27 protein-coding genes, 1 tRNA gene and 1 pseudogene are annotated in these 25,307 nt (G+C 54.5%); 11 read left to right on the top strand and 18 right to left on the bottom strand.

What is annotated here, in order from left to right; all coding sequences use genetic code 11:
- Window positions 1–59 precede the first annotated feature (59 nt).
- Both CKV94_RS10255 and CKV94_RS10250 read right to left on the bottom strand, forming a co-directional pair.
- Entirely contained in the window at window positions 60–491 is a 432-nt protein-coding gene (locus CKV94_RS10255) for a DUF4124 domain-containing protein (RefSeq protein ID WP_035580057.1), read from the bottom strand.
- A gap of 85 nt (window positions 492–576) precedes the next feature.
- Entirely contained in the window at window positions 577–1,386 is an 810-nt protein-coding gene (locus CKV94_RS10250; RefSeq protein ID WP_003822610.1) for an outer membrane protein assembly factor BamD, read from the bottom strand.
- On the opposite strand from CKV94_RS10250, the gene rluD reads away from it, so the two are divergent.
- The 5 genes from rluD to CKV94_RS10225 all read left to right on the top strand — a co-directional run bounded on the left by rluD (window position 1,385) and on the right by CKV94_RS10225 (window position 5,437).
- Window positions 1,385–2,503, top strand: a complete 1,119-nt coding sequence (rluD, locus tag CKV94_RS10245; protein ID WP_003822609.1) for a 23S rRNA pseudouridine(1911/1915/1917) synthase RluD — start codon at window positions 1,385–1,387, stop codon at window positions 2,501–2,503. The two genes, CKV94_RS10250 and rluD, sit on opposite strands and share 2 nt — an antisense overlap.
- A gap of 270 nt (window positions 2,504–2,773) precedes the next feature.
- On the top strand, window positions 2,774–3,760 hold the full coding sequence (gene thiL, locus CKV94_RS10240; protein ID WP_003822607.1) for a thiamine-phosphate kinase: 987 nt from the start codon (window positions 2,774–2,776) through the stop codon (window positions 3,758–3,760).
- Entirely contained in the window at window positions 3,753–4,256 is a 504-nt protein-coding gene (locus CKV94_RS10235; RefSeq protein ID WP_003822606.1) for a phosphatidylglycerophosphatase A family protein, read from the top strand. The genes thiL and CKV94_RS10235 overlap by 8 nt, the downstream gene beginning before the upstream one ends.
- 10 nt (window positions 4,257–4,266) lie before the next feature.
- Window positions 4,267–4,755 (top strand): DUF4279 domain-containing protein, encoded by a 489-nt coding sequence (locus tag CKV94_RS10230; protein WP_003822605.1) that lies wholly within the window; start codon window positions 4,267–4,269, stop codon window positions 4,753–4,755.
- 97 nt (window positions 4,756–4,852) lie between these two features.
- Window positions 4,853–5,437: a YhcB family protein gene (locus CKV94_RS10225; protein ID WP_003822604.1), complete on the top strand. Its 585-nt coding sequence runs from the start codon at window positions 4,853–4,855 to the stop codon at window positions 5,435–5,437.
- 78 nt (window positions 5,438–5,515) lie between these two features.
- Here CKV94_RS10225 and CKV94_RS10220 read toward each other — a convergent pair whose 3' ends face one another.
- Both CKV94_RS10220 and clpB read right to left on the bottom strand, forming a co-directional pair.
- Window positions 5,516–6,154: a tellurite resistance TerB family protein gene (locus tag CKV94_RS10220; protein WP_003822603.1), complete on the bottom strand. Its 639-nt coding sequence runs from the start codon at window positions 6,152–6,154 to the stop codon at window positions 5,516–5,518.
- Window positions 6,155–6,296: 142 nt separating this feature from the next.
- Window positions 6,297–8,870, bottom strand: a complete 2,574-nt coding sequence (gene clpB / locus CKV94_RS10215; protein WP_003822600.1) for an ATP-dependent chaperone ClpB — start codon at window positions 8,868–8,870, stop codon at window positions 6,297–6,299.
- Window positions 8,871–9,032: 162 nt separating this feature from the next.
- On the opposite strand from clpB, the gene CKV94_RS10210 reads away from it, so the two are divergent.
- On the top strand, window positions 9,033–9,482 hold the full coding sequence (locus tag CKV94_RS10210; protein WP_003822599.1) for an acyl-CoA thioesterase: 450 nt from the start codon (window positions 9,033–9,035) through the stop codon (window positions 9,480–9,482).
- Complete coding sequence (locus CKV94_RS10205; RefSeq protein ID WP_003822598.1) at window positions 9,479–10,402, top strand: tyrosine-type recombinase/integrase; 924 nt, start codon at window positions 9,479–9,481, stop codon at window positions 10,400–10,402. Before CKV94_RS10210 ends, CKV94_RS10205 begins: the two co-directional genes overlap by 4 nt.
- A 105-nt stretch (window positions 10,403–10,507) precedes the next feature.
- Here the strand turns inward: CKV94_RS10205 and CKV94_RS11265 are convergent, their stop codons facing one another.
- The 8 genes and pseudogenes from CKV94_RS11265 to ccoN form a co-directional block, all read right to left on the bottom strand.
- The gene (locus CKV94_RS11265) at window positions 10,508–10,675 is read right to left on the bottom strand and encodes a hypothetical protein (RefSeq protein WP_003822597.1); all 168 of its coding nucleotides are present in this window, start codon (window positions 10,673–10,675) and stop codon (window positions 10,508–10,510) included.
- An 89-nt stretch (window positions 10,676–10,764) separates the two neighbouring features.
- Window positions 10,765–11,043, bottom strand: a complete 279-nt coding sequence (locus tag CKV94_RS10200; RefSeq protein ID WP_003822596.1) for a hypothetical protein — start codon at window positions 11,041–11,043, stop codon at window positions 10,765–10,767.
- A 57-nt stretch (window positions 11,044–11,100) separates the two neighbouring features.
- A complete protein-coding gene (locus tag CKV94_RS10195; RefSeq protein ID WP_035580052.1) occupies window positions 11,101–11,934 on the bottom strand; it encodes a PHP domain-containing protein in 834 nt (277 codons plus the stop codon).
- A gap of 72 nt (window positions 11,935–12,006) precedes the next feature.
- On the bottom strand, window positions 12,007–13,299 hold the full coding sequence (serS, locus tag CKV94_RS10190; protein WP_003822594.1) for a serine--tRNA ligase: 1,293 nt from the start codon (window positions 13,297–13,299) through the stop codon (window positions 12,007–12,009).
- 115 nt (window positions 13,300–13,414) lie between these two features.
- Window positions 13,415–14,425 (bottom strand): annotated as a pseudogene (gene ccoP, locus CKV94_RS10185) (cytochrome-c oxidase, cbb3-type subunit III); the annotation flags it as partial.
- Window positions 14,426–14,466: 41 nt separating this feature from the next.
- Complete coding sequence (locus tag CKV94_RS10180) at window positions 14,467–14,616, bottom strand: hypothetical protein (protein ID WP_003822591.1); 150 nt, start codon at window positions 14,614–14,616, stop codon at window positions 14,467–14,469.
- 9 nt (window positions 14,617–14,625) lie between these two features.
- Window positions 14,626–15,249 carry a cytochrome-c oxidase, cbb3-type subunit II gene (gene ccoO, locus CKV94_RS10175; protein ID WP_003822590.1) on the bottom strand — a complete coding sequence of 208 codons (624 nt, stop codon included), beginning with the start codon at window positions 15,247–15,249 and terminating at the stop codon, window positions 14,626–14,628.
- 39 nt (window positions 15,250–15,288) lie between these two features.
- Complete coding sequence (gene ccoN, locus CKV94_RS10170) at window positions 15,289–16,731, bottom strand: cytochrome-c oxidase, cbb3-type subunit I (protein WP_003822589.1); 1,443 nt, start codon at window positions 16,729–16,731, stop codon at window positions 15,289–15,291.
- A 261-nt stretch (window positions 16,732–16,992) separates the two neighbouring features.
- On the opposite strand from ccoN, the gene CKV94_RS10165 reads away from it, so the two are divergent.
- From CKV94_RS10165 to CKV94_RS10150, 4 genes are all read left to right on the top strand, one after another.
- Window positions 16,993–18,732 carry a M61 family metallopeptidase gene (locus tag CKV94_RS10165; protein WP_035580049.1) on the top strand — a complete coding sequence of 580 codons (1,740 nt, stop codon included), beginning with the start codon at window positions 16,993–16,995 and terminating at the stop codon, window positions 18,730–18,732.
- Window positions 18,733–18,926: 194 nt separating this feature from the next.
- Complete coding sequence (locus CKV94_RS10160; RefSeq protein ID WP_003822587.1) at window positions 18,927–19,229, top strand: integration host factor subunit alpha; 303 nt, start codon at window positions 18,927–18,929, stop codon at window positions 19,227–19,229.
- The gene (locus CKV94_RS10155; protein WP_003822586.1) at window positions 19,213–19,557 is read left to right on the top strand and encodes a hypothetical protein; all 345 of its coding nucleotides are present in this window, start codon (window positions 19,213–19,215) and stop codon (window positions 19,555–19,557) included. The genes CKV94_RS10160 and CKV94_RS10155 overlap by 17 nt, the downstream gene beginning before the upstream one ends.
- Window positions 19,558–19,577: 20 nt before the next feature.
- Window positions 19,578–19,654, top strand: a tRNA-Pro gene (locus CKV94_RS10150).
- A gap of 415 nt (window positions 19,655–20,069) precedes the next feature.
- Here the strand turns inward: CKV94_RS10150 and CKV94_RS10145 are convergent.
- From CKV94_RS10145 to dapA, 6 genes are all read right to left on the bottom strand, one after another.
- On the bottom strand, window positions 20,070–20,846 hold the full coding sequence (locus CKV94_RS10145) for a ferredoxin--NADP reductase (RefSeq protein ID WP_023886469.1): 777 nt from the start codon (window positions 20,844–20,846) through the stop codon (window positions 20,070–20,072).
- Between the two features lie 274 nt (window positions 20,847–21,120).
- Window positions 21,121–21,765, bottom strand: a complete 645-nt coding sequence (locus CKV94_RS10140) for a thermonuclease family protein (RefSeq protein WP_003822583.1) — start codon at window positions 21,763–21,765, stop codon at window positions 21,121–21,123.
- A 4-nt stretch (window positions 21,766–21,769) separates the two neighbouring features.
- Window positions 21,770–22,363 carry an RdgB/HAM1 family non-canonical purine NTP pyrophosphatase gene (gene rdgB, locus CKV94_RS10135; protein WP_003822582.1) on the bottom strand — a complete coding sequence of 198 codons (594 nt, stop codon included), beginning with the start codon at window positions 22,361–22,363 and terminating at the stop codon, window positions 21,770–21,772.
- Window positions 22,360–22,632, bottom strand: a complete 273-nt coding sequence (locus CKV94_RS10130) for an NGO_0222 family membrane protein (RefSeq protein WP_003822580.1) — start codon at window positions 22,630–22,632, stop codon at window positions 22,360–22,362. Before CKV94_RS10130 ends, rdgB begins: the two co-directional genes overlap by 4 nt.
- 386 nt (window positions 22,633–23,018) lie before the next feature.
- Window positions 23,019–24,146, bottom strand: coding sequence for an outer membrane protein assembly factor BamC (bamC, locus tag CKV94_RS10125; RefSeq protein ID WP_003822577.1), 1,128 nt, complete (start codon window positions 24,144–24,146; stop codon window positions 23,019–23,021).
- Between the two features lie 42 nt (window positions 24,147–24,188).
- A complete protein-coding gene (gene dapA, locus CKV94_RS10120) occupies window positions 24,189–25,064 on the bottom strand; it encodes a 4-hydroxy-tetrahydrodipicolinate synthase (RefSeq protein ID WP_003822576.1) in 876 nt (291 codons plus the stop codon).
- Window positions 25,065–25,307 lie beyond the last annotated feature (243 nt).

Here is a 25,307-nt window from a genome sequence, read left to right as displayed (position 1 = left end):
TGCATCACACCCAAGGCTATCTGAAAACATTACTGCAAGAAATTCAAGCACAACCGGATTTATTTATTCAGGTTGTTCACTTCCTGCTGGGCTTTGTTCACTTCCTCTTCCAGCTTGCCGATGCGTTCCAGATAGCGGGCGTAGTTGCGCTCGTTGCCGTAGCGCACTTTACGGCCTTCTTCCAGATTCTGCTGGGCTTGGCGCAGGCGTTCGTTGGCAGCTTGGCGCTGGCTTTCGCTAACGGCAGGTTGGGCAGCGGGGGCGGCAGGCTCAGTGGTAGCGGGGCTGCTGTAGCTCGGATAGCTGGGCGCGGTGCTCACGGGAGCGGGATAGGTGGTCATACGGCCGAGATTGACGGCGCGGCAGTTGGGGCCGGGGCTGGCGGTGTAGGTGCGGCGGCCTTGGCGGTCAGTGCATTCGTAGGTGGTGGCGCTGGCTACGGCGCAGAAGCCCAGCAGGCAGGCGGCGAAAATGGGGGATAATTTTTTCATGTTTATATCCTTATTTTGAAGTAAGACGTTCTAGCTGATAAAGGCTACCTGAAAAACCGCTTTCAGGTAGCCTCCAAAATCTATACTACTTCCAATAGCGCCACCACGGAATATCGTCCGGCTGCCATTCTTTCTGCAAATAGGGACTCTGCGGGAAGTTTTGTGCTAGCACGCGGCGGGTGTCGCTGCTCAACTCCGGTTTTTCCAAACGGGCATAGGCGGTCATCATAATCGCCAGCGCCTCTTCCACATAGCGCGTATTCTGATAGCGGCTCACAATCCCCTGTGCACGGTTGGCGGCGGCCAAGTACGCGCCGCGCTGCATGTAGTAGCGGGCGATGGCCATTTCGTTGCCGCCCAAGGCATCCACCAGGCGCGCCATTTTTTCGCGCGCGTCGTTGGCGTATTTGCTATCGGGGAAGCGGGTGATGAGCTCGTTAAACACCTGATAGGCTTCGCGGTTTGCTTTCGGGTCGCGGTCGGACCAATCCTGCGAGGCCAGCTTGTTGAAGATGGATTTGTCTTGATTGAGCACAATCAAGCCCTTCAGATACAGCGCGTAATCGGTGTTCGGATGGTTGGGATACAGCTTCAAAAACTGCTCCACATGCGCCAAGGCCTGCGGCTGCTGTTCGTCTTTGTAATACACATAAGCCGTATCCAGCCGCGATTGCACCGCTTGGCGGGTGTTGGGGAAACGCGCCCGCAAAATTTCATATAAACGCACCGAACGGCTATAATTGCGGCTCTCCATTTCATCGTGCGCTTCGGCATACAGCTTATCTACCGACCAATCCTGCGTAATCTGGGCATCTTGGCTCACAGCGGTGGTTGAAGTGCTGGAGCAGGCCGACAGCATCACTGCCAGGCCGGTAACTAAAAGAATCTTTTTCATGCAGAACATTTCTTCCTATACCAACAATGACGCCGATTATAACGATGATTTCGACTTTTCGGCAGGGGCAGACGCGGAAAATTGTATAAATTTAACCGTGCCCACCGATTTGGCCGGCCAAAGGCTCGATGCCGCACTGGCCAAACTGCTGCCCGATTATTCCCGCAGCCGCCTGAGCACTTGGATTAAAGACGGCAACGTGTTGCTCAACGGCCAGGTTGCCCGCCCCAAAGAGCGGCTCATCGGCGGCGAAACCTTGGAAGTGCACATCCAGCACAGCCACGAAACCGCCGCCTTTACGCCCGAGCCCATGCCGCTGGATATTGTATTTGAAGACGACAGCGTGATTGTGTTGAACAAACCTGCCGGCCTCGTTGTCCACCCCGCCGCCGGTAACTGGAGCGGCACCCTGCTCAACGGCTTGCTGGCCCACTGCCCGGCATTGGCCGAAATCCCCCGCGCCGGCATCGTGCACCGCCTCGACAAAGACACCAGCGGCCTGATGGTGGTGGCCAAAACCCCGGCCGCGCAAAACAGCCTGGTACAGCAGCTGCAAGAGCGCAGCGTGAAGCGCATCTACCGCGCCGTGGCCGACGGCATCGTACCGTTCGACGGCAAAATCGACACCCTCATCGGCCGCGACCCGCACAACCGCCTCAAAATGGCCGTGGTCGGCTTCGGCGGCAAAAAAGCCGTTACCCACATCAAAGTGCTAGAACGCTACCAGAGCCACAGTTACATCGAATGCACCCTCGAAACCGGCCGCACCCACCAAATCCGCGTGCACATGCGCGAAGCCAAACACCCGCTCGCCGCCGACCCCGTGTATGGCAACCCGCGCCACCCCTGCTCTGATGCCGTAAAAGAAGCCGTACTCCAACTCGCCCGCCAAGCCTTACACGCCTACCGGCTCAGCTTCGTCCACCCCGAAAGCGGCGAAACCGTACAATTCGAAGCCCCGCTACCGGAAGACATCCACCACCTGCTCTCCGTATTGCGCTGGGAATGCGGCATGGACTCCGCCCTCAGCCACACCCTGCCTCCTGCCGAGACTGAAGACGAAGACGATTGGGACGACGACGATTACGACGTAGAAACCATCTACGTGCGTGATTAGAGGCTACCTGAAAGCAATTCCTTGGCGCAGCCAAGACTGAGTTCTGCGAAGCAAAAACACAGCTTCAACGAAATCAACAACCATCCCCCCAACCCAAGCCGAGTTCTGCAAAGTAAAACACTGCGACTTCAGCAACACAAAAACGTAAACCCAAGGCTACCTGAAAATTTTTAACTTCACAGCAACTTGCTCCACTCGCTTCAATCGCTTTAACTTCGTTGAAGCCGACGCTTTTCAGGTAGCCTCCACCCTACAACCAAACACCCCGCCATGCCCCAATCCACCGCAAAACCCCTCGGCGAATTCGACTTCATCCGCCGCTACCTCGCTGCCGAACAGCCGGCCGATCCCGAGCTCCTGCTCGGCATCGGCGATGATGCCGCCATCGTCCGCCCGCGCCCCGGCCATGATTTATGCTTCAGCAGCGATATGCTGCTGGCCGGCCGCCACTTCTTCCCCGATGTTGCCCCTGCCGACCTCGCACACAAAATCCTGGCCGTGAACATTTCCGATATGGCCGCCATGGGTGCGCGGCCGCGCTGGGTGATGCTCAGTGCCGCCCTGCCCGAGCTCAATCCCGGCTGGCTGGAAACATTTTCAGGTAGCCTTTTTGCCATGCTGCGCCAATACGGCATCACCCTCATCGGCGGCGACACCACCAAAGGCGATCTCGTTTTCAACGTGGCCATCACCGGCGAGCTGCCCGCGGGCCTTGGCCTGTGTCGCAGCGGTGCGCAAAATGGCGACGATATTTGGGTCTCCGGCCAAATCGGCCTGGCTGCTGCCGCCCTACACCATATCTGGCAGAACATCAGGCTACCTGAAAACCTGTTTGCTGAATGCGAAGCCGCCCGCCTGCGCCCCACTCCGCGCGTAGCGCTCGGCCAAGCCTTGCTGCCCGTTGCCACGGCGGCGCAAGATATTTCCGACGGTCTGGCTCAAGACCTCGGCCACATTTTGCGTGCTTCCAACGTGGGCGCGGAGCTATACGCCGACCTGGTGCCTACCGTGCCCGAGCTGCGCCAATGCCTGCCCGCGCAAACTGTATACGAGCTCACCCTTGCCGGCGGCGACGACTACGAATTATTGTTCACCGCCCCGCCCCAGGCGCGCCAAGCCGTGCTCGCCGCAGCCGACAGCAGCCGCACTCCGGTAACCCGCATCGGCCGCATCAACGACACAGGCTACCTGAAACTGCTGCGCACCAACGGCAGCGAACTGCATCTTTCTCATTTAGGATTCGACCACTTTGGCTAAACAGAAACCCGCCTTCCAACCAACTTTCGCCTGGCTGCTGCGACGCCCCGCCTGTTTCCTCGGATTCGGCTTCGGCAGCGGCCTCGCCCCAGTTGCCCCCGGCACTTTCGGCACCCTGCCCGCCCTGCCCCTCGCCGCCGTACTGATGACGCTGGGTATCGACGGCTGGCTGCTCGCCCTGTTGTGTCTACCCTTGTTTGCCGTCGGCATCTGGATTTGCAACCAAACCGAAGCCGCCCTCGGTGTGCACGACTACGGCGGCATCGTGTGGGACGAAATCGTGGCCATGCTGCTGGTGCTCGCCTTCACACCGAATACTTGGGCTTGGTGGTTGGCTGCCTTTGCCGCCTTCCGCTTCTTCGATGCGGTAAAACCGCCGCCCATCCGCTGGTTCGACCGCCAAGTGAGCGGCGGCTTCGGCGTGATGTTGGACGACATCATCGCCGCGCTGATGAGCCTGCTCCTTATCCGCTTTACCGTCTATTTAATCTACTGAAAACAAGCCAATGGATGCCCCCAACCTCAACGAATGCTATCTCTACTTCGCCCTCACCGGCCGAGGCTTCGACCCCGATGCCATCAGCACCGCACTCAATCTTGCCCCCACCCGCGCCATATATGAAGACAACAGCATAGGCATGGGTGGCAGAATATCAAGCTATTCAAGCTGGCAATACGGCACCCCTATCCTGCGCGATGGCGACGTGTTCCGCCTCAACGAAATCGCCGACGAGCTCATCGTAACTTTGCTGCCCGTGCAAGATAAAATTGCCGAGTTGATCAAAGCCCACCGGCTCGAAGCTTATTTGATGATCGTGCTCACCGTGAGTACCGATGAACGCGACTCCACCCCGGCTATCGGCTTTTCGCCCCAAGTAATCAGCTTCTGCCACGCTGTGGGCGCCAGCATCGAATTCGATATCTACCAAGGCCAGGCCGACGAAGAGGAAGAAGCCGACTACCGCGCAGATAATCCGCCGCGTGTGCTGCATTAACGCTGCAAACTTTTCAGGTAGCCTTTACACAAGGCAACAAACCGCCTAAATTGCTATACAATAGTCATACCGCCCGTCTACCACAAAGGAAAATCCCATGAACAACCTGCCCCTCATCACCCAATTCATCCTTACCGGCCTCGGCGGCTTCCTCATCGGCGTGCTCATCACCCTGTTGTTTAAACGCGGTAACAGCAAGCAGCAAGCCGAATTGGAAGAAGCCAAAAAAGCCCTGCAAGACTACCGTGAAGCCGTAAACCACCACTTCATCGACACGGCCGAAGCGGTGGACGAGCTCACCCGCAGCTACCAAAACGTATTTGCCCAGTTGAGCCGTGGCGCTGAAGAATTGATGACACCCGAAGCCTACCGCAACCAGCTCGAACAGCGCAGCGGCCAAAGCGTTACCCTCTCCTACCTGGCCGAGCAAACCCATGAAACCGCCGGCAATGCTGAGCAACGCATCCAGCTCGTACCACACGACGCGCCCGTGCCGCCGCAAAACGACTTAGACGAAGCTGACTCCGCTGCCGATGCCACCGTGTTCAACCCCACCAACGCCACCGAATCCGCCCCGGCCGCCAGCCCGGAACAAGAACCCGCACCTGCCGCCGAGCCGGCTGCTCCCGCCCCGGCAGATGAGGCCACCGAACCCGCCAAAGAAACCCTGCCTGCGGAGTAATGCTTCGGCTAGAACGGATTAAAGGCTACCTGAATCTTTCAGGTAGCCTTTTGTGTTATGCCCACGGCCGATGCTTTATTACGCCAACTCTAGCTGCCGCTCCAACTGCTCCACCAAACCGTCATCCAGCCCCAATGCCTGCGACAGCCGGGACAAAAAGGCAATCTCACCGCGCACCAAATCGCCGCAAACCGCTCGTGCAGCCAAATAAGCTTCGGCAGCCAGCGCCTGATCGCCGCCCACCGCCTCGGCCAGCTCGTTAATAGAAGCCGGGCGGGCATATTCGTTGGCCAGCCACTGCCGCACTTCGGCATCGGCACCGCCCTCTTGGGCAATCAGCTGTTTTTCCGTTTCATCAATCAAGCCATCTGAAGCAGCGGCTGCAATCATGGTGCGCAAAATCACGCGGCTGCGCTCTTCAGCCAACTGCCCCTGCGCTGCAAAAGCCGCTTCGGGCAAAGCAGCCACCGTGCTCGTGCTGTTTTGCCGGCCTCCCTGCCAGTTTTGGTAAGCCTTATAGGCCATCATCCCCAAAGCTGCGGCCGAGCCGGCCTTCAGCAATGATTTGGTGCCGCCTTTTTTCAGCAGCATCGCAGCCAGCCCGCCGATTAACGCCCCGCCACCGAACGAGTTGAGCGGATTGTTATCAGACATCACTTTGTTGCCGCTTTGCTGCACGGCACCCAATACTTGGTTGAGCAGATTATTGAAATCCATATCGTTTCCTTTTTGTGTGAAGTTGTGGCTTGTGGTGGTTTCGTATAAGGCATTTCCCGCGTGAGGTAACGCAGGCTACCTGAAAACATCGGTTCAACCATTTCCAGGTAGCCTTTCCGTTTCAACTATTCAAGTCTTCAAATCAGGCAAACACCAGCTTGCCGCCTTCTTCTTTCACATGAATCGTGCTGTCGGGCGCGTATTTGCCTTCGAGCAGGGCTTTGGCCAGCGAATTTTCGATTTCCGACTGGATAGCGCGTTTGAGCGGGCGTGCGCCGTACACAGGGTCGAAACCGGCTTCGGCAATCAAATCCAAAGCGGCATCGTCCACTTTCAGGTGCAGGTGCTGCGCTTCCAAACGTTTTTCCAAGCCTTTGAGCTGGATTTTCGCGATGCTGCGGATATTCTCCTGATCCAAGCCGTGGAACACGACCACTTCATCAATACGGTTGATCATTTCGGGGCGGAAGTAGGCTTTCACTTCGTCCATCACCGCTTTTTTCACGGCTTCGTAGTCCTGCGTGCCCATTTGTTGGATGTGCTGGCTGCCGATGTTGGAAGTCATGACGATGACGGTGTTTTTGAAGTCCACGGTGCGGCCTTGTCCGTCGGTCAGGCGACCGTCATCCAATACTTGCAACAGGATGTTGAACACGTCGGGATGGGCTTTTTCCACTTCGTCTAAAAGAATCACGCTATACGGCTTGCGGCGAACTTGTTCAGTAAGGTAGCCGCCCTCTTCGTAGCCAACATAGCCCGGAGGCGCGCCGATGAGGCGGGCAACGGCGTGTTTTTCCATGTATTCGGACATATCGATGCGGATGAGGTGGTCTTCGCTGTCGAACAGAAAACCTGCCAAGGCTTTGCACAACTCGGTTTTACCCACACCTGTCGGGCCTAGGAACAGGAAGCTGCCGTAGGGTTTGTTCGGATCGGCAAGGCCGGAGCGGCTGCGGCGGATGGCGTCGGACACAGCGCGCACGGCTTCGTCTTGACCGACCACGCGGCGGTGCAATACTTCTTCCATTTTCAATAGTTTGTCGCGTTCACCTTCCATCATTTTGGACACGGGGATGCCGGTCATGCGCGATACGATTTCGGCCACTTCGTCCGCACCTACTTCGGTGCGGAAGAGTTTGTTTTGTTTTTTGCCGTCGGCGTTGCTTTCCGCCGCCTGCAACTGTGCACCTAATTTCGGCAACTCGCCATATTCAAGTTCAGACGCGCGGGCGAAGTCGCCTTGGCGTTTGGCCTGCTCGATTTTGACTTTGATGTCATCCATCTGTTTCTTGATGTCGGCGGTGCTGGAAGACGCGGCTTTTTCGGCTTTCCAGATTTCGTCCAAATCGGCGTATTCTTTTTGCAGGCCGTCGATCTCTTCGTCTATCAGCTCCAAACGTTTTTTGCTGGCGTCGTCGCTTTCTTTGGCAACGTGCATTTTTTCCATTTTGAGCTGGATGATGCGGCGGTCGAGTTTGTCCATCTGCTCGGGTTTGCTGTCCAACTCCATTTTGATGCGGCTGGCGGCTTCGTCAATCAAATCAATCGCTTTGTCGGGCAGGAAGCGGTCGGTGATGTAGCGGTCGCTCAATTCCGCGGCGGCAACGATGGCGGGGTCGGTAATGTCGATGCCGTGGTGGATTTCGTAACGTTCCTGCAAACCGCGCAAGATGGCGATGGTGTCTTCCACACTGGGTTCGCCAACCAATACTTTTTGGAAACGGCGTTCGAGTGCCGCGTCTTTTTCGATGTATTGGCGGTATTCGTCCAAGGTGGTCGCGCCGATGCAGTGCAGTTCACCGCGCGCTAAAGCCGGTTTCAACATATTACCCGCGTCCATCGCGCCGTCAGTTTTGCCCGCGCCGACCAAAGTATGGATTTCATCGATGAAAATCAGGGTGTTGCCGTCGTCTTTCGCCAAATCGTTCAACACGCCTTTCAAGCGTTCTTCAAATTCGCCGCGGTATTTCGCACCGGCAATCAACGCCGCCAAATCTAAAACCAGCAGGCGTTTGTTGCGCAGGGATTCAGGCACTTCGCCATTGACAATACGCTGCGCCAAGCCTTCGACGATGGCGGTTTTACCCACGCCAGGCTCGCCAATCAGCACGGGGTTGTTTTTGGTGCGGCGTTGCAATACCTGAATGGCGCGGCGGATTTCGTCGTCGCGGCCGATAACGGGGTCAAGTTTGCCGTCGCGGGCACGCTGGGTCAGGTCGAGCGTGTATTTTTTCAGAGCGTCGCGTTGGTCTTCGGCATTGGCATCGTTCACGTTTTGTCCTCCTCGTACCGCGTCAATCGCGGCGTTGATGTTTTGTTCGGTCGCGCCGGCTTCTTTCAGGATGTTGCCGGTCGCATCGTTCTGCTGCACCAAAGCGAGCAGGAAAAGTTCGCTGGCGATATAGGCATCGCCGCGTTTGGTTGCCGCTTTGTCCATCAGGTTCAACACCGCCTGCAATTCGCGGCTGGGCAGAATATCGCCGCCCTGGCCGGACACTTTCGGCAGGCTGTTTAAATGCTGCTGCAAACGCTGTTTCACCTGCGGCACATTCACGCCCGCATGAGCCAAGAGCGCGGCGGCTCCGCTGTTTTGGTCGTCAAGCAGGGCTTTCAACACGAAGCCTGCTTCCAGATAGCTGCTGTCCGCAGCCAACGCCAAACTCTGAGCTTCTGCAAGGGCTTGTTGGAATTTGGCGGTTAATTTGTCATATCGCATAATTTTTTCCTTTACATATTATTTTCTTGCCACACATATGGGTTTAGAGCAGATTTTGTCAAGACCTTTGCAAAACAATTTTATGAAATGTTGTTGCAATACGTTCAATCATCAGGCAACAAATGCTAAGATAGCCCCGTTTTTAATCAGCAGGCTCCCAATATGCCCGCCGCCCAACGCATCCAAATCAACCTGCCCGAGCACTTCTGTTTTTCAACCCGCATCACGGTAGAAGTCGGTCATCTCAATTATGGCAACCACCTCGCCAACGATGCCGTTTTGCGTATCGCCCACGAAGCCCGTCTGCGCTTTCTTGCTGCACACGGCTGCACCGAAATCGACGCCTTTGGCGCTGGTCTGATTATGGCTGATGCTGCCGTGCAATATCGCACCCAAGCCTTTCATGGCGAGGAGCTGTTGGTTCAGGTAGCCTTAGGCGAAATTAGCAAGGTCGGCTTCCCGTTTTTCGCCAAACTCACCCGCCTCTACGACCAGGCCGAAATCGCCCGTGTGCAATGCGGCATGGTGTTTTTCAACTACGCCTCCCAGCGTATCGAACGCACCCCCGACACCTTCCGCACCCATTTTGCCCGCTACGGAGCAGCGCAATGAGCATCGGTTGGACAGCACAAATCGAAGCCTGGCTGCACAGCCTGCAGCAGCAAAACCACTCCCCCCACACCCTGGCCGCCTACCGCCGTGACCTTACCTGGCTGGCCGATTTTCAGCCGCAAAGCAAACTTGCCCGCCCCTTATTCACCGCCGCCCTGCGCCAGTTGGGCCAACAAAACCAACACCCCCGCAGCATCGCCCGCCGGCTCAGCGCTTGGAGGCAGTTTTGCCGCTGGCTGGTGCAAACAGGCTACCTGAAAGCCGACCCGACCCACGGCCTAAAAGCCCCGAAAGCTCCTGAGCGCCTGCCTAAAGCCGTACCCGCCGAGCCACTCAACCAACTCCTCGACCAAGCCCCGGAAAACCCACTCGACAGCCGCGACCTCGCCATCTTCGAGCTACTCTACGGCAGTGGCCTGCGCTTGGCTGAAGCCTGTGCCCTCGATTTGGACGACCTCAACCTACAAAGCGGTTGGATAGCCGTCACCGGTAAAGGCCGCAAACAACGCCACCTACCCCTTACTGCCCAAAGCATCCGTGCCCTCGCAGGCTACCTAAAAACCCGTACCGCCGCGCCCGACGAAACCGCCCTGTTCACCGGCCGCACCGGCCGCCGCCTCGGCGCTCGCCAAATCCAGAAACGCCTACAGCAATTCGCCACCCACCATGGCAGCCGACACCTCAGCCCCCATATGCTGCGCCACAGCTACGCCAGCCATCTGCTGCAAAACGCCCGCGACATCCGCGCTGTGCAAGAGCTGCTCGGCCACAGCCAACTTGCCACTACCCAGCACTACACCAAGCTGGATTTCGACCATCTCGCCCGCATATACGACGATGCCCACCCGCGCGCCAAACGTCGACAAGGTAAAGCTGAAACAGTGCAAGGACAGGATAACGAAGACAAAATAGAGAAATAGTGTTGCTAGTCGGCCGGCGTGTAATATAACGAAAGGCTACCTGAAAATTTTCAGGTAGCCTTTTCTGAAGCTTAGCCAATGGCAGAGTCGCATTCCAGCAAACAATCAGCCCAGTGTTCTGTTCTGCTCAATTTCCTGCTTTTTGCGCTCTAGAATACGCTCGATTTCCTCTTCGCGGCGCTGACGCTCGATTTCTTGCTCGATACGACGGTTGCGGAAAAAGAAGAAAGCCACCACGCCGGCCAAAATCAGGGCCAGTAAAACCAAAAACATACTCACCACTCCTCTAAAAGTTCTCAAATATCTAGGCAGTTATTTCTGCACACTCAGAAATACTGCCTGACGCTTTTCGGCAGTTTACCTTATTTGGCTTTTTTTGCCTTTTTGCTATCGTCGCCACCTTGCAGACGGTCGGCAATAAAGCCTTGGATCAGCTCGCGCTTTTCCCAAAAAAAGGTTTGCATTTTGCCCAAGGAATAAATCCTGCGTACCATGCCAGGCAGTCCGGCATGTACGATAGCAGCAATTTCGTTGTTGCTGGTTTCTTCGGCCATGGCCTGCTCCAGCGTGAGTTTTTTCTCCGTGAGGTAGTCTTGCAGCTGCTTTCTCACATAGTTGTTGATTTCAAACTGTTTAATCATGGTTCATTTCCTTATATCGTTTTCCCGTGCACAAAGTATTAGTGCGTGCATGGAGTACTACAAGCAAAATTCTTGCCAAACCGGCCGACAGCGTTCGGGCAATGGCGGGCAAGCGCCGAGGCGACCGCTGCCGAAGTCGCCTATGCGATGGAAATCGCTACCAGCGCTGGCCAGAAAGCCGTGTTGCTCAGCGAGGCGGGCATAGTTGAGGCGGTCGTTCAAGTCGGTCGTGCTGCTGTGCACCTCAATAGCCTGCCCACCCAGCGCTTTAAATTCAGTGAATAAATTACGTTGCGCGGTAGCGGAGAGACCATAGCGAATGGGGTGAGCGACAACAGCAATGCCACCTGCGCCCAGAATGGCAGCCACAGCTTCTTCGAGCGTAACCCATTCATGCCTCACATAGCCGGGCTTGCCATCACCCAAATATTTTTTAAAAGCCTGCTGTTTGTTGCGCACATGGCCTTGTTCCATCAACCATTGCGCCAGATGGGTGCGGCTGGCCATTTCACGGTTTGGCACCAGCGCAAGTGCGCCCTCACAGGCACCGGCGAGGCCTTTCTTCTCAAGCTTTTCCGCCATACGCAGAAAACGCTCCAACCGACCGCGGCGCAGCCTAGCCAGCAGGTTTTGTAGCACGGTATCGGTTTCATCGAAATTGAGACCGACAATATGAATGGTACGTTTGCGCCAACTCACGGAGATTTCCACGCCGTTTATCAGCCGGATGCCCAAGGCTTCCGCTTCCTGACGTGCTTCAGCCAGACCGCCGGTATGGTCATGGTCGGTAAGCGCGAGCAAGGTGCAGCCATTGGCGTGCGCCAGTTTCACCACTTCGCGTGGTGGCAGAGCACCATCTGAAACATTGGAATGGCAGTGTAAATCTATCATCTAATCAGCTAATTGGCATGACATGAAGGCTACCTGAAAAACCAAAAATAGGTTTTCAGGTAGCCTTTGGGCTTAGGGGACGAGTTTGTCCACGCCGCCCAAATAGGGGCGCAAGGCAGCAGGGATGCTGATGCTGCCATCGGCGTTTTGGTGGTTTTCCAGCACCGCCACTAAGGTACGGCCTACTGCCAAGCCGGAGCCGTTCAGGGTGTGCACCAAGCGATTTTTACCATCTTCATCTTTGAAGCGGGCTTTCATGCGGCGGGCTTGGAAATCTTCGCAGTTGGAGCAGCTGGAGATTTCGCGATAGGTATTTTGCGCGGGCACCCACACTTCCAAATCGTAGGTTTTGGCGGCGCCGAAGCCCATATCGCCGGTACACAGAGTAATAACGCGGTAAGGCAGTTCGAGCAGTTGCAAGATGCGCTCGGCGTGGCCGACCATTTCTTCCAGTGCGTCGTAGGAGTGGTCGGGGTGAGCAATTTGCACCATTTCTACCTTATCAAATTGGTGCTGGCGGATAAGGCCGCGCGTGTCTTTGCCGTGCGAGCCGGCTTCGCTACGGAAGCAGGGTGAATGGGCGGTGAGTTTGAGAGGCAAGGCATCGGCCGGCAGGATGCGCTCGCGAACGGTGTTGGTCAGGGTTACTTCGGCTGTGGGAATGAGGTACTGCTTGGTTTTGCTCTCGTCACCACCGCGGATAACATGGAACAAATCTTCACCAAATTTGGGCAGCTGGCCAGTACCGATGAGAGTGCTATCGCTGACGATATAAGGGGTGTAGCACTCGGTGTAGCCGTGCTGCTGGGTGTGGGTGTCGAGCATAAATTGCGCCAAGGCACGGTGCAGGCGGGCAACCTGGCCTTTCATCAGGCTGAAGCGGGCACCGGAAAGAGCAGCAGCAGTTTCAAAATCGAGGCCGAGCTTTTCGCCCAAGTCCACATGGTCTTTGATTTCAAAATCAAATTGACGCGGAGTACCTACGCGGCGCACTTCCACGTTTTCAGTTTCATCTTTGCCGGCTGGCACGCTCTCGTGCGGTAAATTCGGGATACCTAGCAGCAAGGCATCGATTTGTGCCTGTACGGCTTGGTAGTCGGTATCAGCCTGTTCCAAATCGGTTTTGATCTGTGCTACTTCGACCATAGCTGCTTCGGCTTCGGCATGTTTGCCCTGCCCTTTGAGCGCACCGATTTGTTTGGACACACTGTTGCGTCGGGATTGCAGCTCTTCGGTACGCATTTGCAGAGCCTTACGCTGAGCTTCCAATGCGTCGAAGGCGGCAGAATCAAAAACAAACCCGCGTTGTGCCAGTTTGGCGGCTACAGCGGCGGCATCGGTACGGAGAAGTTGGATATCTAGCATGACTTATGTCCTGTAAAGAGAATTTGGCTATATTGTAAACGCGGTGTATAGGAAAGGCTACCTGAAAAATGCCTTGGCTTTTTCAGGTAGCCTTCGAATGGACGCTCTCTTACTTAGCCGCAGGCTGCGAGGCGGCAGAAGCTGCACTGGCTGAGGAAGCAGCAGCTGGTGCGGGAGCGGATGCTGTTGCCGCTGTGGGTTTGGCGGCGCCGTTCGGATTGGCTTTACCCCACACATAGGCAGTCAAGATATGGATTTTGTTATCATCCAAGAATCCTTCCCATGCCGGCATTTGGCTGTGGCGACCGTTAGTAATGGTTTCCACAATGGCTCTTTCGCTGCCACCCCACAACCAAACTTTATCAGTCAGGTTCGGGCCGGCTCCCTGCACGCCTTGGCCTTTATCGCCGTGGCAAACGAAGCAGTTGGCGGGCGGACCGTGGAAGATGGCATCGCCACGTTTGGCACGTTCTTCATCATGCGATGCGCCGGAAAGAGACAGTACATAATGAGCAGCGTTTTTCACGCCTTCTTCACCCAAGGCAGGGCCCCAAGGCGCCATAATGCCAACACGGCCTTTGGCGATGGTTTGCCGGATTTGCTCAGGTGAGCCACCCCACAACCAGTCGTTGTCGGTGAGGTTGGGGAAACCGGTTTGACCTTTGGCATCTGAGCCGTGGCATTGGATACAGTAGGTATCGAATAGGTTTTTACCGAAGCGTTGCGCCTGCGGGTCTGCTGCTACTTGCTCCACCGGCATATCGGCAAATTTTCCATATACAGGTGCAAACTGGGCATTGGCGGTCTCCATTTCTTTCTCATACTGGTTGCTGCTGGTCCAGCCAAATGAGCCTTTGTAGTCGCCCAAACCAGGATAAACATACAGGTAGCCGATGGAGAACAGCCAAATCAGGATGTAGAGATAAAACCACCAGCGAGGCAGCGGATTATTATATTCCTCGATGCCGTCCCAACTGTGGCCAGTGGTTTTTACATCTTCGCCTTTGGCCGGTAGCTTAACCTTATTTTGCGACAAAATCAGCCATATCAGCCCAATAAAGCTGATCACGACGATGCCGGCGATGTAGTAGTTCCAGAAATTGCTAGTAAAGTGGGATGTATTCATTATTGTGCTCCGTGTTCACGGTCTAAGGAATCTGGTTATTGTTATACCGAATCATCATCATCAATGATGCGCCGTCCCTCTTCATCATAGTGCGCTTTGAATTTGCCATAATAGGCAATACCAAGCACCACCATAAAAAACAAGAAGCAGATGACGGTGTACATAACCCGAACCAGATTCACTTCGCTCATGAAACTGCCTTATTTTCTTACTTCATGGGTATTTTTCAGTGCCAAACCCAAGCCTTGCAGATAAGCGATGACCGCTTCCATCTCGGATTTGCCTTCCACCTGCGCCGGAGCAGAGGCGATTTCCTCATCGCTATAAGGCACACCTACCCTGCGCAGGGCACGCATATGGCTGGCCACAGTTTCTCCATCCACACGGTTTCGTGCCAACCATGGGAAAGCGGGCATATTGGAATCTGCCACTACTTGGCGCGGATTAATCAGGTGACGGCGGTGCCATTCATCGGAATAGCGGCCACCCACGCGAGCCAAATCTGGACCAGTACGCTTGGAACCCCACTGGAACGGATGATCGTACACCGATTCACCGGCCACAGAATAATGGCCATAGCGCTCGGTTTCAGCACGGAAGGGGCGGATCATTTGGGAGTGGCAGTTGTAGCAGCCTTCACGGATATAAATATCTCGGCCAGCCACCTGAAGCGCCGTATAGGGCTTCACGCCTGGGATTGGCTGAGTAACGGTTGGGCTGAAAAACAGTGGCACAACCTCAACAAACAACCCAACGCTGATCAGCAGAAAGGTAAACACAATCAGGTAGCCTACTTTTTCTTCGGCAAGTTTTTGCAGTTGCATTTTGGTAGCCTGTTCTTGATTTCTATTGATTTTATAGCTTTAGTGCTGTTGGTTCTGTGTGAGAGCAGGAATAGCAGCATCCACCGGCTTGCCCGCTACTGCGGTGCGGTAAACGTTGTATGCCATCAATACCATACCCACCAGATACAACAGACCACCGGATAAGCGGATCAGATAAAAGCGCATGCTTTCACGAACCGAGGCAACGAAATCAGGATTGGTAAGCGTACCGTCTTCGTTCAACGCGCCCCACATCAAACCCTGCATCACACCGGCAATCCACATGGAGGCGATATACAGCACAATACCCACTGTGCCGATCCAGAAATGCGCTTCCACCATTTTGGTACTGTACATTTCCTTCTGGCCGAACAGGCGCGGGATCAGATAGTAAATCGAGCCCATGGTCACAAAACCTACCCAACCCAAAGCACCAGCATGCACGTGGCCAACCGTCCAGTCGGTATAGTGGCTCAGGGCGTTTACGGTTTTAATCGACATCATCGGACCTTCAAAGGTAGACATACCGTAGAAGGAGAGAGAAACCACGAGGAATTTAAGAATCGGGTCAGTGCGCAGTTTGTCCCACGCGCCGGAAAGAGTCATGATACCGTTGATCATGCCGCCCCAAGAGGGCACAAACAGAATCAGCGACAACACCATACCCAAAGACTGCGTCCAGTCTGGCAGTGCGGTGTAGTGCAGATGATGCGGGCCAGCCCACATATAGGTGAAAATCAGCGCCCAAAAGTGCACCACAGACAAGCGGTATGAGTACACAGGTCGACCTGCTTGTTTAGGCACGAAGTAATACATCATGCCCAAGAAGCCGGCGGTGAGGAAGAAGCCTACGGCATTGTGGCCATACCACCATTGCACCATGGCATCAATCGCGCCGGCGTAGATGGGGTAGGAGGTCATATCGAACAAGCCGGCAGGCACAGCTAAACTGTTGACAACATGCAACAGTGCCACGGCCAAAATGAATGCACCGTAAAACCAGTTGGCTACATAAATGTGTTTTACTTTACGTTTAGCGAGCGTGCCGAAAAACACAATGGCATAAGCCACCCAAACCAGAGTAATCAGAATATCAATCGGCCAAGCCAATTCGGCATATTCTTTGCCTTGTGTATAGCCCATTGGCAGAGTAACCGCCGCCAGCACAATCACCAGCTGCCAGCCCCAAAAGGTAAAGGCTGGGAGCCAGCCGCCATACAAGCGGGCGTTACAAGTGCGCTGCACCACATAATAAGATGTGGCGATCAGGCCGCAGCCGCCGAATGCAAAAATAACAGCATTGGTGTGCAGCGGGCGTAAACGACCGAAATGGAACCATGGTCCCACCTCAGACAGATTCAGTTGTGGGAAATAGAGCTGTGCCGCCACGATTACCCCAACCAACATCCCAACCACACCCCAAACCACTGTCATCACAGCAAACTGCCGCACTACTTTGTAGTTATAGGTTTGTGTTTCCATGAAAAACCTCCATAAAGATGGCTGTACTCTTCTTCAACACCGGTTCAGCCAAACCCATGCAGGCCGGCACATCCGATTTTCTTAATTTATATAGAAAGAAACCACCGCAAGCCATACAGCGATAGACTGCGCGCAGTTTAAGCGGTATATTTTAAAGCAAAACACACACTATAACCACAAAAATACACACATCTTTTCATTTTTCGCAAAACAGGCTACCTGAAAACTCCATATCCCTTTCAATCAAAACCGAATAAATAAATGCCTCACTACACCATTACCCCACTACTCAAACAACATCTCTTCCGTGTTTGCCTGCGTTTCAGCCACCACGGCAGCCAACCCGTTCTCCTCACCTTACCCAACTGGGTGCCCGGTAGCTATATGATTCGTGAGTTTGCCCGGCACATCATCCGCATTGAAGCCAGCTGCAACGGCCAAGCTGCCGATTTACAAGCCATCAGCAAAAATATCTGGCAGGCCGAAGAAAATACACCCGGCGACTGGATCATCGAATACGATGTTTATGCTTTCGATCTCTCCGTGCGCGGTTGCTATTTAGATAGCGAACGCGCTTTCTTCGACGGCGCCGCCCTGTTTTTTCAGGTAGCCTCACACACTGAAGAGCTACACCAAGTCGAACTCTGTTTCCCCAGCCAATGGCAAACCGCCACCGCTCTGCCCAGACTAGGTGACCATCTCTACCAAGCAGACAACTACCGCCACCTCATCGACTGCCCGCTGGAAGCCGGCACTCTCGAAATTCTCGAATTCACCGCTGCCGGCATTCCACACCGCATCGTCCTCAGCGGCCACTACCCCGACTTCGACCGCCAACGCCTGCTAGCCGACACCCAAGCCATCTGCACCGCCCAACTCCAATTCTTCCCCAACCCCGCCCCGTTTGCGCACTACACCTTCCTGCTGCATCTGGGCGACCACATCTACGGCGGCCTCGAACACACATCATCTACTGCCCTACTCGCCGACCGCAGCTGGCTACCTGAAAACAACCTTGCTGAAGCCTCTACCAACTATACCCAGCTGCTCGGCCTGATTTCTCATGAATACTTCCATGCTTGGAACGTCAAATCCATCAAACCTGCCGCCCTCGCCCAATCCGACCTCAACCAAGAAGCCTACACCGAGCTTTTATGGGCATTCGAAGGCATTACATCTTATTACGACGACCTATTCCTCGTGCGCAGCGGTCGAATCAGCCCTGCTGCCTATCTCGAGCTCTTAGCCAAAACCATCACCCGTGTGCACCGCAACCCCGGCCATCGACGGCAAACCCTCGCCCAATCCAGCTTCCACGCCTGGGACAAATACTACAAACAAAACGAAAACAGCCCCAACGCCATCACCAGCTACTACCAGCAAGGCGCCCTCGCCGCCCTCTGCCTCGACCTCTATATCCGCAAGCAAAGCCGGCACAGCCTCGATAGCATTATGCAGTCCCTCTATCAAGACTGGCTGACCAGAAAACAACCGCTGCATGAAACCGAATGGGAAGAGCTTGCCCAAACCATCACCAGCCTCGATTTACACAATCTGTTTGACCAGCTCATCCGCAGTACCCAAGCCCTGCCCCTTGAAATAGCCCTCGCCCACGCCGGTTTACGCCTACACTGGCTACCCCTGCCGCCTTCTCACAACGGAGGCTGCGGGCCACTCCCCCCTATTCCGCCAGCCAATGACTTCGGCGCCCGCTTCCAGCAAAACGGCAGCGACATCACCATCAGCCACGTACTCAATGGCAGCAGTGCCGAACATGCCGGCCTAGCCCCTGGCGACCGCATCATCGCCATTAATGGCTATGCCGCCAACGATTTTGCTACCCAATGGCAGCAACAAAAAATCGGCAGCCAAGTCAAGCTACACTACTTCCGGCACAGCGTATTGCACCACACCACCGCCCCTGTACAACCTGCCACTGCCAATACCGCTTGGCTAACCATCGAAAATTCAGCTGCACTGCAAGCTTGGCTGCAAATATAAAAATACAGCTATTTTTCAGGTAGCCTGCGCTATGGCAGCTCACAGCGAAACCCACTGTGGATAGGCATAATGCACAGATTGCCACACAATATGCCGCCCTGTTCTACAGATTTTCTCATATACCCCAGCATTCGCTTGATTTCTAAAAAGTAATTAGCGATAATCCGCAACTTAGCAACTTAGAGGTAAACCCAATGACACTCACCAAAGCAGAATTAGCCGATATTCTGGTAGAAAAAGTCAGCAATATCAGCAAGAACGACGCAAAAGAAATCGTTGAACTATTCTTCGAAGAAATCCGTGCCACTTTAGAACGCGGCGAAGAAATCAAAATTTCCGGCTTCGGCAACTTTCAACTACGCGACAAACCGCAGCGCCCAGGCCGCAACCCCAAAACCGGCAAAGAAGTTCCGATTACCGCCCGTCGGGTGGTAACCTTCCACGCCAGCCAAAAACTCAAAGGCATGGTGGAACACCACTATGGCAAACAAAACTGAACGCGCCCTGCCGCCCATTCCGGTTAAACGCTATTTCAGCCTGGAAGAGTTATGCTATCTGGCCGATATCCAGCCCGAGCAATTCTTCCAATGGCAGCAAGATAATGGCGTAGTGATCGGCCATGGCGGTAACCAATACACCCGGCAAGATGTGGTGAAAATCCGCAAATTAAGCGGCAGTTTCCCCACCTACATCGACCGTTTCAATCTAAACGGCCACGACAGCCTAAACCGCCCCGCGGCCACTGCTGAAGAGGTTCGGCAGGATTTGCAGGTTGTTTTAGAAAAAATCGAAGCAGCCCTTGCCAAGCCGCAAAAAACAGCTTAAAATTACTTTCTTTCGGAAGTCGGAGTGTGGCGCAGTCTGGTAGCGCACTTGCATGGGGTGCAAGGGGTCGAAGGTTCGAATCCTTTCACTCCGACCAAAAATCCAAAGGCTTAACCAAAATGGTTAAGCCTTTTCTTATTATCTCTTCATACAACATTGCCTACCCTGATTACTCACAGCCTCTACTTATATCCAAGTTTATAAACCTACTAAAGGCTACCTGAAAACGAACGCAGTGAGTTTCGCTAAAACATGATCCGCAACAAAACTAAAACGAGTTTTGGCACAGCCTAAGCTGAGTTGCCACGAAGTTAAAACCAGATTTTCAAAGGAAGGCCAATTTCTAAAAAGCAAAACGAGCAAAGCAAATCTCACTAAAATTCTTAAGCCTCCCCCTTCAACATCCGATAAAAATGGATACACCAGCCGATATCTCCCCATGTGAAGGTTCCACCAAAAAGGCTACCTGAAATTTTCAGGTAGCCTTTTTGGTGTACTCAAACATTTAAACCTTATTGGTCCACAAACGCGCGTTCAATCAGATAATCACCGCGCTGCCCCATTTTGGGCGACACAGTGAGACCGAAGCTGTTGAGCACATCACTGGTGTCTTTGAGCATGGCCGGGCTGCCGCACAACATGGCGCGGTCATCTTGCGGATTAATCGGCGGCAGGCCGATATCCTCGAACAGTTTGCCGCTCCGCATCAAATCGGTAAGTCGGCCTTGGTGTTCGAATTCCTCTCGGGAAACAATGGGGTAGTAAATCAGTTTCTCGCGAATCATTTCGCCCAAGTATTCGTGGTTAGGCAGCTCTTGGGTGAAGCGGTCATAGTAAGCGAGGTCTTTTTTATAGCGCACACCATGCACGAGAATGACTTTTTCAAATTGCTCATACACTTCCGGGTCTTTGGTAATACTCAAGAACGGCGCGATGCCGGTACCGGTGGAGAGCAGATAGAGGTGTTTTCCGGGGTTTAAATCGCCGCAAATCAGAGTGCCGGTGGGCTTTTTGCTGATGAGCACTTCGTCGCCGACTTTAAGGTGCTGCAAGCGGCTGGTGAGCGGGCCATCCGGCACTTTAATGCTGAAAAATTCGAGATGCTCTTCCCAGTTGGCGGAAGCCACACTGTATGCACGCATCAGGGGTTTGCCGTCCACCAACAGGCCGACCATGACGAATTGCCCGTTTTCAAAACGCAGGCTGTCGTCGCGGGTGCAGGTGAAGGTGAAATAGGCGTCGGTCCAGTGGTGTACGGACAGGACTTTTTGTGTGTTGAAGGCTGCCATATTGTCTTTCTGAATAAAGTGAACCCGCACGGCGGCGGAAAAATTTGCGAATTATAGCATTGTGTTGGCAGGGATAGGAGTTTTATTGCGAACGATTTTGATTAAGCAGCTATCTAGTTTTGGCCAAGCCCATCCCTTTCGCTTTTGCTCCGTTGCAACCTCGTTTGAGCTTCGTTGAGGCTTACGCTTTAGCGAAACTCACTGCATCCGTTTTAACAAAACTCACTGCGTTCGTTTTAGCGAAACTCACTACGTTCGTTTTCAGGTAGCCTACTCAATGCCGGTACTGTTGTTGCTGCCGGTGACGAAACTGCCACGGTGCCTGCGGAGAAGCTTGCCGCCATAGGCCGAGCCGCTGGTTTTTGGCTTGCACCTCAGCTTCGGCATAAGCGGCATATTCAGCCTCACTCTGCCATTCTCGGGCGTAGCGGCGGTAGTGCCAGGCGCAGCCGTCGGCCACCTGCTGCCGGTTAATATCACGGCCGTTCAGGCGGATTTGTGCCACTTTGCGGCCGTAGCGGTCGGTATCCACGATTGCGGCCTGCACTTGCCGATACAGCACTTGTTCGGCCAAACGGTCGCGGCAGGCTTTGCCGTGGGCTTGCTCCAATTCCGGCGCATCAATGCCGGCAAGGCGGATTTTATGTCGGTGGCCAAAGCCGTCTTGCAGATGCAGCGTATCACCGTCCCACACGCGCACCACTTCGCCGCTGATGGTGTTGCTCCTGGCAGGTTCGGCACTGGCAGGCAAGATAGAACAGGCGGCCAGCAGCATGGCACAGCCAATCATACCGATTTTGGCAGAATTTGCTTCGCTCGTTTTAGCTCCACAGAAACTCACTACGTTCGTTTTAGCGAAACTCACTACGTTCGTTTTCAGGTAGCCTTTGGCCAGCGAAAGGGATAACTGACCTTTCATCGCGTTAAAACCCGGCACGTATTTTTGCTGCCAGTTGCCGCAAAGCTTGGGCACGGTGGCTGAGTTGGTTTTTGGTGTCCGGCGTGAGCTGGGCAGCGGTTTGCTGCAAATCGGGCAGGTAGAAATGCGGGTCGTAACCAAAGCCGTTGCTCCCAGCAGCCTGCTCCTGCCATTGCCCGTACCATACGCCTTCGGCAATCAGCGGCTGCGGATCATCAGCGTGGCGCACCAAAACCAGTACGCAAACGTAATACACGGCACGGTTGGCCTGCATCGCTAAATCGGCGCTCAGTTTGGCATTGTTGGCTGCATCAGAACGCGGTTCCGCTCCGGCATAGCGTGCGGAGAGCACCCCCGGCGCGCCGTTTAGGGCGGGAGCGCAAATGCCGCTATCGTCGGCCAGCGCGGGCAGACCGCTATGTCGGCTGGCATGTCGCGCCTTGGCCAGCGCGTTTTCCACAAAACTCACATGCGGCTCCGGGCATTCGGGCACGGCAAAATCTGACTGCGGCCGCACCCGCCAGCCGAGTTCGGTAAACAGAGCATTGAATTCACGCAATTTCCCAGCATTGCCGCTGGCTAATACCAATTCTTTCACGATGTCTCCTTGTCGACCGCTTGAGCTTCGCTTTCCAGCTGCTGAGAAGCAACCTGCTGCATTTGTTGGGCAGCAATCAGCTGTTTTTCACGCAAAAACTTGGCCAGCGACGCCATCTGCCCGGCTACACACAGAAAGGCGGCCAGAAAGCAAGCCACGGCAGCGATGGAGTGTTTCAGAATAAACAAAACATTGCCGGCAAGCAGCAACAGAATAAACAAGATGGTAAATAGCGCGGTAAGTTTCAGGTAGCGTCTGGTTTTATTCATAGTGGTATGAGAGATAAGAAGCTAGGGAGGAGTGCCTAAAATATTGGAAGTTCTATAGATAAAAAGGGAATACAAACTATCGCTTACATTCAAACAATATTAAAGTTTTGAGATACCTGCTAAGGCGTGTATGCCACCAACAGGGTAAACAGCGGGCAACACGAACGTTTCGGCTATGTTTAGTTAATTTTCGGTTACGGAGCACAACCAAACTGATCGTCCTACTCTAACTCCGCTGACTCTTATATTTTCAGGTAGCCTAATTGCACACGATAAGGCTACCTGAAATATCATTTTGCTAGCGGCTTCTTTTCCCTACCTGCCTTAACCAATAAGCACAGAAGCAGCCTTTAATCTGCATTAAAGGCTGCTTTCTCATTGTGTTATTAGCGTAGCTCGTTATACAGGCGGCTCAGCCAGGTTTGTGCATCTGCGCCTTGGTAAGGGCTGCCATCTTTGTTAGACAATACTAATTGGCTGGCATTGTTGCCCCGCGGCTGTACGGTCACTACAAATTCGGGCCGTGCCTGCGGCTCAGCAGGTTTGCTGCTGCGGCCAAACAGACGACCGAAGAAACCGGGTTGCTCAGTACGCACGGCTTCGCCTTCGGCAGGAGCTACCTGAACCAAATAGGCTTGGCGCTGGGTGTTTTGGGCAGTAACACTCAGACCAATACGGTCAAGCGCGAGGCCGACGCGGCGCCAATTACGGGCTTGGTCGCCACGCAAAATCAGATGGCCGTTTTCCAATGTGGCCAAATCTCCACTGCGCGGAGCGGCAGATTGCTGCTGTTTCAGCGCCTGTTCAATCTGCTGTTCGTCCGCACCCAAATACTGCATGAAACGGCCGAGCAAGGCGGCTTCCAAAGCAGTATCACGCTGCGAGGGCTGCCACATGGTGGTGTCTTTGTTGCGGTCGGAGTAGGTTTCCTTCATGCCGCGATGGGTGAAGAATACATCGGTACCACCTTTGCTGTTGCGCTCGAGGCGGATGGTAAATTTGTCGCGCTCGCCAGTGGAATATACACCGCCCAGGCCGACGCGTTCAAACAGGCGGCGCAGGCCGTCTTGCGGCAGTTTGGCCCGGTTTTCCGCCCAATCGGTTTCCATCAGGCCGATACCCGGCTCTTCACGGGCAATCACGAAGCCCTGCTCTTGCCAGAAAGCGTGCAAGAGTGGCCACACTTCGGCCGGGTTTTTGTTGGCAATGTTCAGCCAACGCTCACCACCTTCGCGCTGCATGGTAATGTTTTTTACCTCAGCCAACACCGGCGAGCCGGCTTTATTGGCAGCGGCCTGCTGGCTGCGGGCAACATCGGTGGCCCGCACTGAGCCGCCGGTGGGCAGGTTGTACACATTGCCTTGCGAGGGGTTGTCTAAATCGGGCGGCACTTCCAAGCTCACCACTTTGCGGTTTTCAGTTTGGTAGTCCAGCTTGGGCGTTTCGGTTTTAGTGGCGCAACCGGCCATCAGGCTGGCCATCAACAAGGCGGCGGGCAGTTTGAATACGTTCATGCAGCTATGTCCTTCAGGGTTGAAACTTGGGATTAAATCCAATTAAATCAGTTGCAGTTTTTGCAGTGCGGCGCTCACTCGCGCCTGGCCGGTTTCGCTCAGGCTAACCATCGGCAAGCGCACGGCACGGCCGCACAAGCCCAGTTTTTCCAGCGCCCATTTCGGCGCGGCCGGGCTGGGCTCGCAAAACATTTCTTGATATAGAGGCACCAGTTTCGCATTCAGCGAACGGGCCTCCACCAGATTGCCGGCCAGCGCGGCACGGCACATATCGGCAAACAGCTTGGGCGCCACGTTACCGGCCACGGTAATCACACCGTGTGCGCCGCACAGCATAGCAGCCATACCGGTGGGATCATCGCCGGAATAGATGGCAAAATCTTTGGGTACACGGTTAACCAGATCCACCATGCGGCCAATATCGCCACTGGCTTCTTTGATGCCGATGATGTTCGGGATTTCGGTCAGGCGCAGCACGGTATCGTTGTTCATGTTGACCACTGTGCGGCCGGGCACGTTGTACACAATCATCGGAATATCCGCCGCTTCGGCAATAGCAGCGAAGTGGCGGTAGATGCCTTCCTGCGGCGGTTTATTGTAGTACGGCACCACAGACAGCGTGGCATACGCACCGGAGCCAACTGCCGCACGAGACAGCTCGATGGCTTCGCTGGTACTGTTCACACCGGTACCGGCAATCACAGGAATGCGGCCGTCGGCAAAGCGGATGGCTGCCTCGATCACTTCAATCTTTTCCGGCACACTGAGCGTGGTGCTCTCGCCGGTGGTACCAACGGCGACAATGGCATCGGTGCCGTTGGCAACATGCCAATCAATCAGGCGTTGGAATTGTTCGTAGTGGACACTGCCATCTTCACGCATCGGAGTGATGATGGCGACAAGACTACCGGTTAGCATGGCTCAACCTTTATTTGGAGGGTGGTCGAAAACGGGGCGATTGTAGCCTATTTTGCCGGCTTGTGCGAAATATTGCATAGATTAAAACTTGCTTGCCGGAATTATCTCCCAAGTGCCGGCAATATGGATTTAGCAAACAGATTGAGTATGATAAACGAAGACATTAACTGCTTTCAGGTAGCCTTTGCAACATACAATAAGGCTACCTGAAAATATAGCCGAATAATTTTCAGGTAGCCTCCA

Origin of the sequence: Eikenella corrodens, assembly GCF_900187105.1 — a bacterium.
In the GTDB taxonomy this organism is placed as follows: domain Bacteria; phylum Pseudomonadota; class Gammaproteobacteria; order Burkholderiales; family Neisseriaceae; genus Eikenella; species Eikenella corrodens.
Note: the sequence above shows the minus strand (reverse complement) of the source record. Positions and strands in the feature narration are given on the sequence as shown.

Excerpts from the sequence above, each read along its gene's own strand:
- ccoN (WP_003822589.1), bottom strand. The coding sequence starts at position 16,731 with ATGGAAACACAAACCTATAACTACAAAGTAGTGCGGCAGTTTGCTGTG.
- CKV94_RS10195 (WP_035580052.1), bottom strand. The coding sequence starts at position 11,934 with ATGATAGATTTACACTGCCATTCCAATGTTTCAGATGGTGCTCTGCCA.
- bamC (WP_003822577.1), bottom strand. The coding sequence starts at position 24,146 with ATGAACGTATTCAAACTGCCCGCCGCCTTGTTGATGGCCAGCCTGATG.
- CKV94_RS10200 (WP_003822596.1), bottom strand. The coding sequence starts at position 11,043 with ATGATTAAACAGTTTGAAATCAACAACTATGTGAGAAAGCAGCTGCAA.
- clpB (WP_003822600.1), bottom strand. The coding sequence starts at position 8,870 with ATGCGATATGACAAATTAACCGCCAAATTCCAACAAGCCCTTGCAGAA.
- dapA (WP_003822576.1), bottom strand. The coding sequence starts at position 25,064 with ATGCTAACCGGTAGTCTTGTCGCCATCATCACTCCGATGCGTGAAGAT.
- CKV94_RS10225 (WP_003822604.1), top strand. The coding sequence starts at position 4,853 with ATGAACAACCTGCCCCTCATCACCCAATTCATCCTTACCGGCCTCGGC.
- ccoO (WP_003822590.1), bottom strand. The coding sequence starts at position 15,249 with ATGCAACTGCAAAAACTTGCCGAAGAAAAAGTAGGCTACCTGATTGTG.
- CKV94_RS10160 (WP_003822587.1), top strand. The coding sequence starts at position 18,927 with ATGACACTCACCAAAGCAGAATTAGCCGATATTCTGGTAGAAAAAGTC.
- CKV94_RS10145 (WP_023886469.1), bottom strand. The coding sequence starts at position 20,846 with ATGGCAGCCTTCAACACACAAAAAGTCCTGTCCGTACACCACTGGACC.
- serS (WP_003822594.1), bottom strand. The coding sequence starts at position 13,299 with ATGCTAGATATCCAACTTCTCCGTACCGATGCCGCCGCTGTAGCCGCC.
- CKV94_RS10220 (WP_003822603.1), bottom strand. The coding sequence starts at position 6,154 with ATGGATTTCAATAATCTGCTCAACCAAGTATTGGGTGCCGTGCAGCAA.
- CKV94_RS10210 (WP_003822599.1), top strand. The coding sequence starts at position 9,033 with ATGCCCGCCGCCCAACGCATCCAAATCAACCTGCCCGAGCACTTCTGT.
- CKV94_RS10130 (WP_003822580.1), bottom strand. The coding sequence starts at position 22,632 with ATGAATAAAACCAGACGCTACCTGAAACTTACCGCGCTATTTACCATC.
- CKV94_RS11265 (WP_003822597.1), bottom strand. The coding sequence starts at position 10,675 with ATGTTTTTGGTTTTACTGGCCCTGATTTTGGCCGGCGTGGTGGCTTTC.
- CKV94_RS10140 (WP_003822583.1), bottom strand. The coding sequence starts at position 21,765 with ATGAAAGGTCAGTTATCCCTTTCGCTGGCCAAAGGCTACCTGAAAACG.
- CKV94_RS10180 (WP_003822591.1), bottom strand. The coding sequence starts at position 14,616 with ATGAGCGAAGTGAATCTGGTTCGGGTTATGTACACCGTCATCTGCTTC.
- rluD (WP_003822609.1), top strand. The coding sequence starts at position 1,385 with ATGCAGAACATTTCTTCCTATACCAACAATGACGCCGATTATAACGAT.
- CKV94_RS10230 (WP_003822605.1), top strand. The coding sequence starts at position 4,267 with ATGGATGCCCCCAACCTCAACGAATGCTATCTCTACTTCGCCCTCACC.
- CKV94_RS10250 (WP_003822610.1), bottom strand. The coding sequence starts at position 1,386 with ATGAAAAAGATTCTTTTAGTTACCGGCCTGGCAGTGATGCTGTCGGCC.
- CKV94_RS10255 (WP_035580057.1), bottom strand. The coding sequence starts at position 491 with ATGAAAAAATTATCCCCCATTTTCGCCGCCTGCCTGCTGGGCTTCTGC.
- CKV94_RS10155 (WP_003822586.1), top strand. The coding sequence starts at position 19,213 with ATGGCAAACAAAACTGAACGCGCCCTGCCGCCCATTCCGGTTAAACGC.
- CKV94_RS10205 (WP_003822598.1), top strand. The coding sequence starts at position 9,479 with ATGAGCATCGGTTGGACAGCACAAATCGAAGCCTGGCTGCACAGCCTG.
- CKV94_RS10165 (WP_035580049.1), top strand. The coding sequence starts at position 16,993 with ATGCCTCACTACACCATTACCCCACTACTCAAACAACATCTCTTCCGT.
- thiL (WP_003822607.1), top strand. The coding sequence starts at position 2,774 with ATGCCCCAATCCACCGCAAAACCCCTCGGCGAATTCGACTTCATCCGC.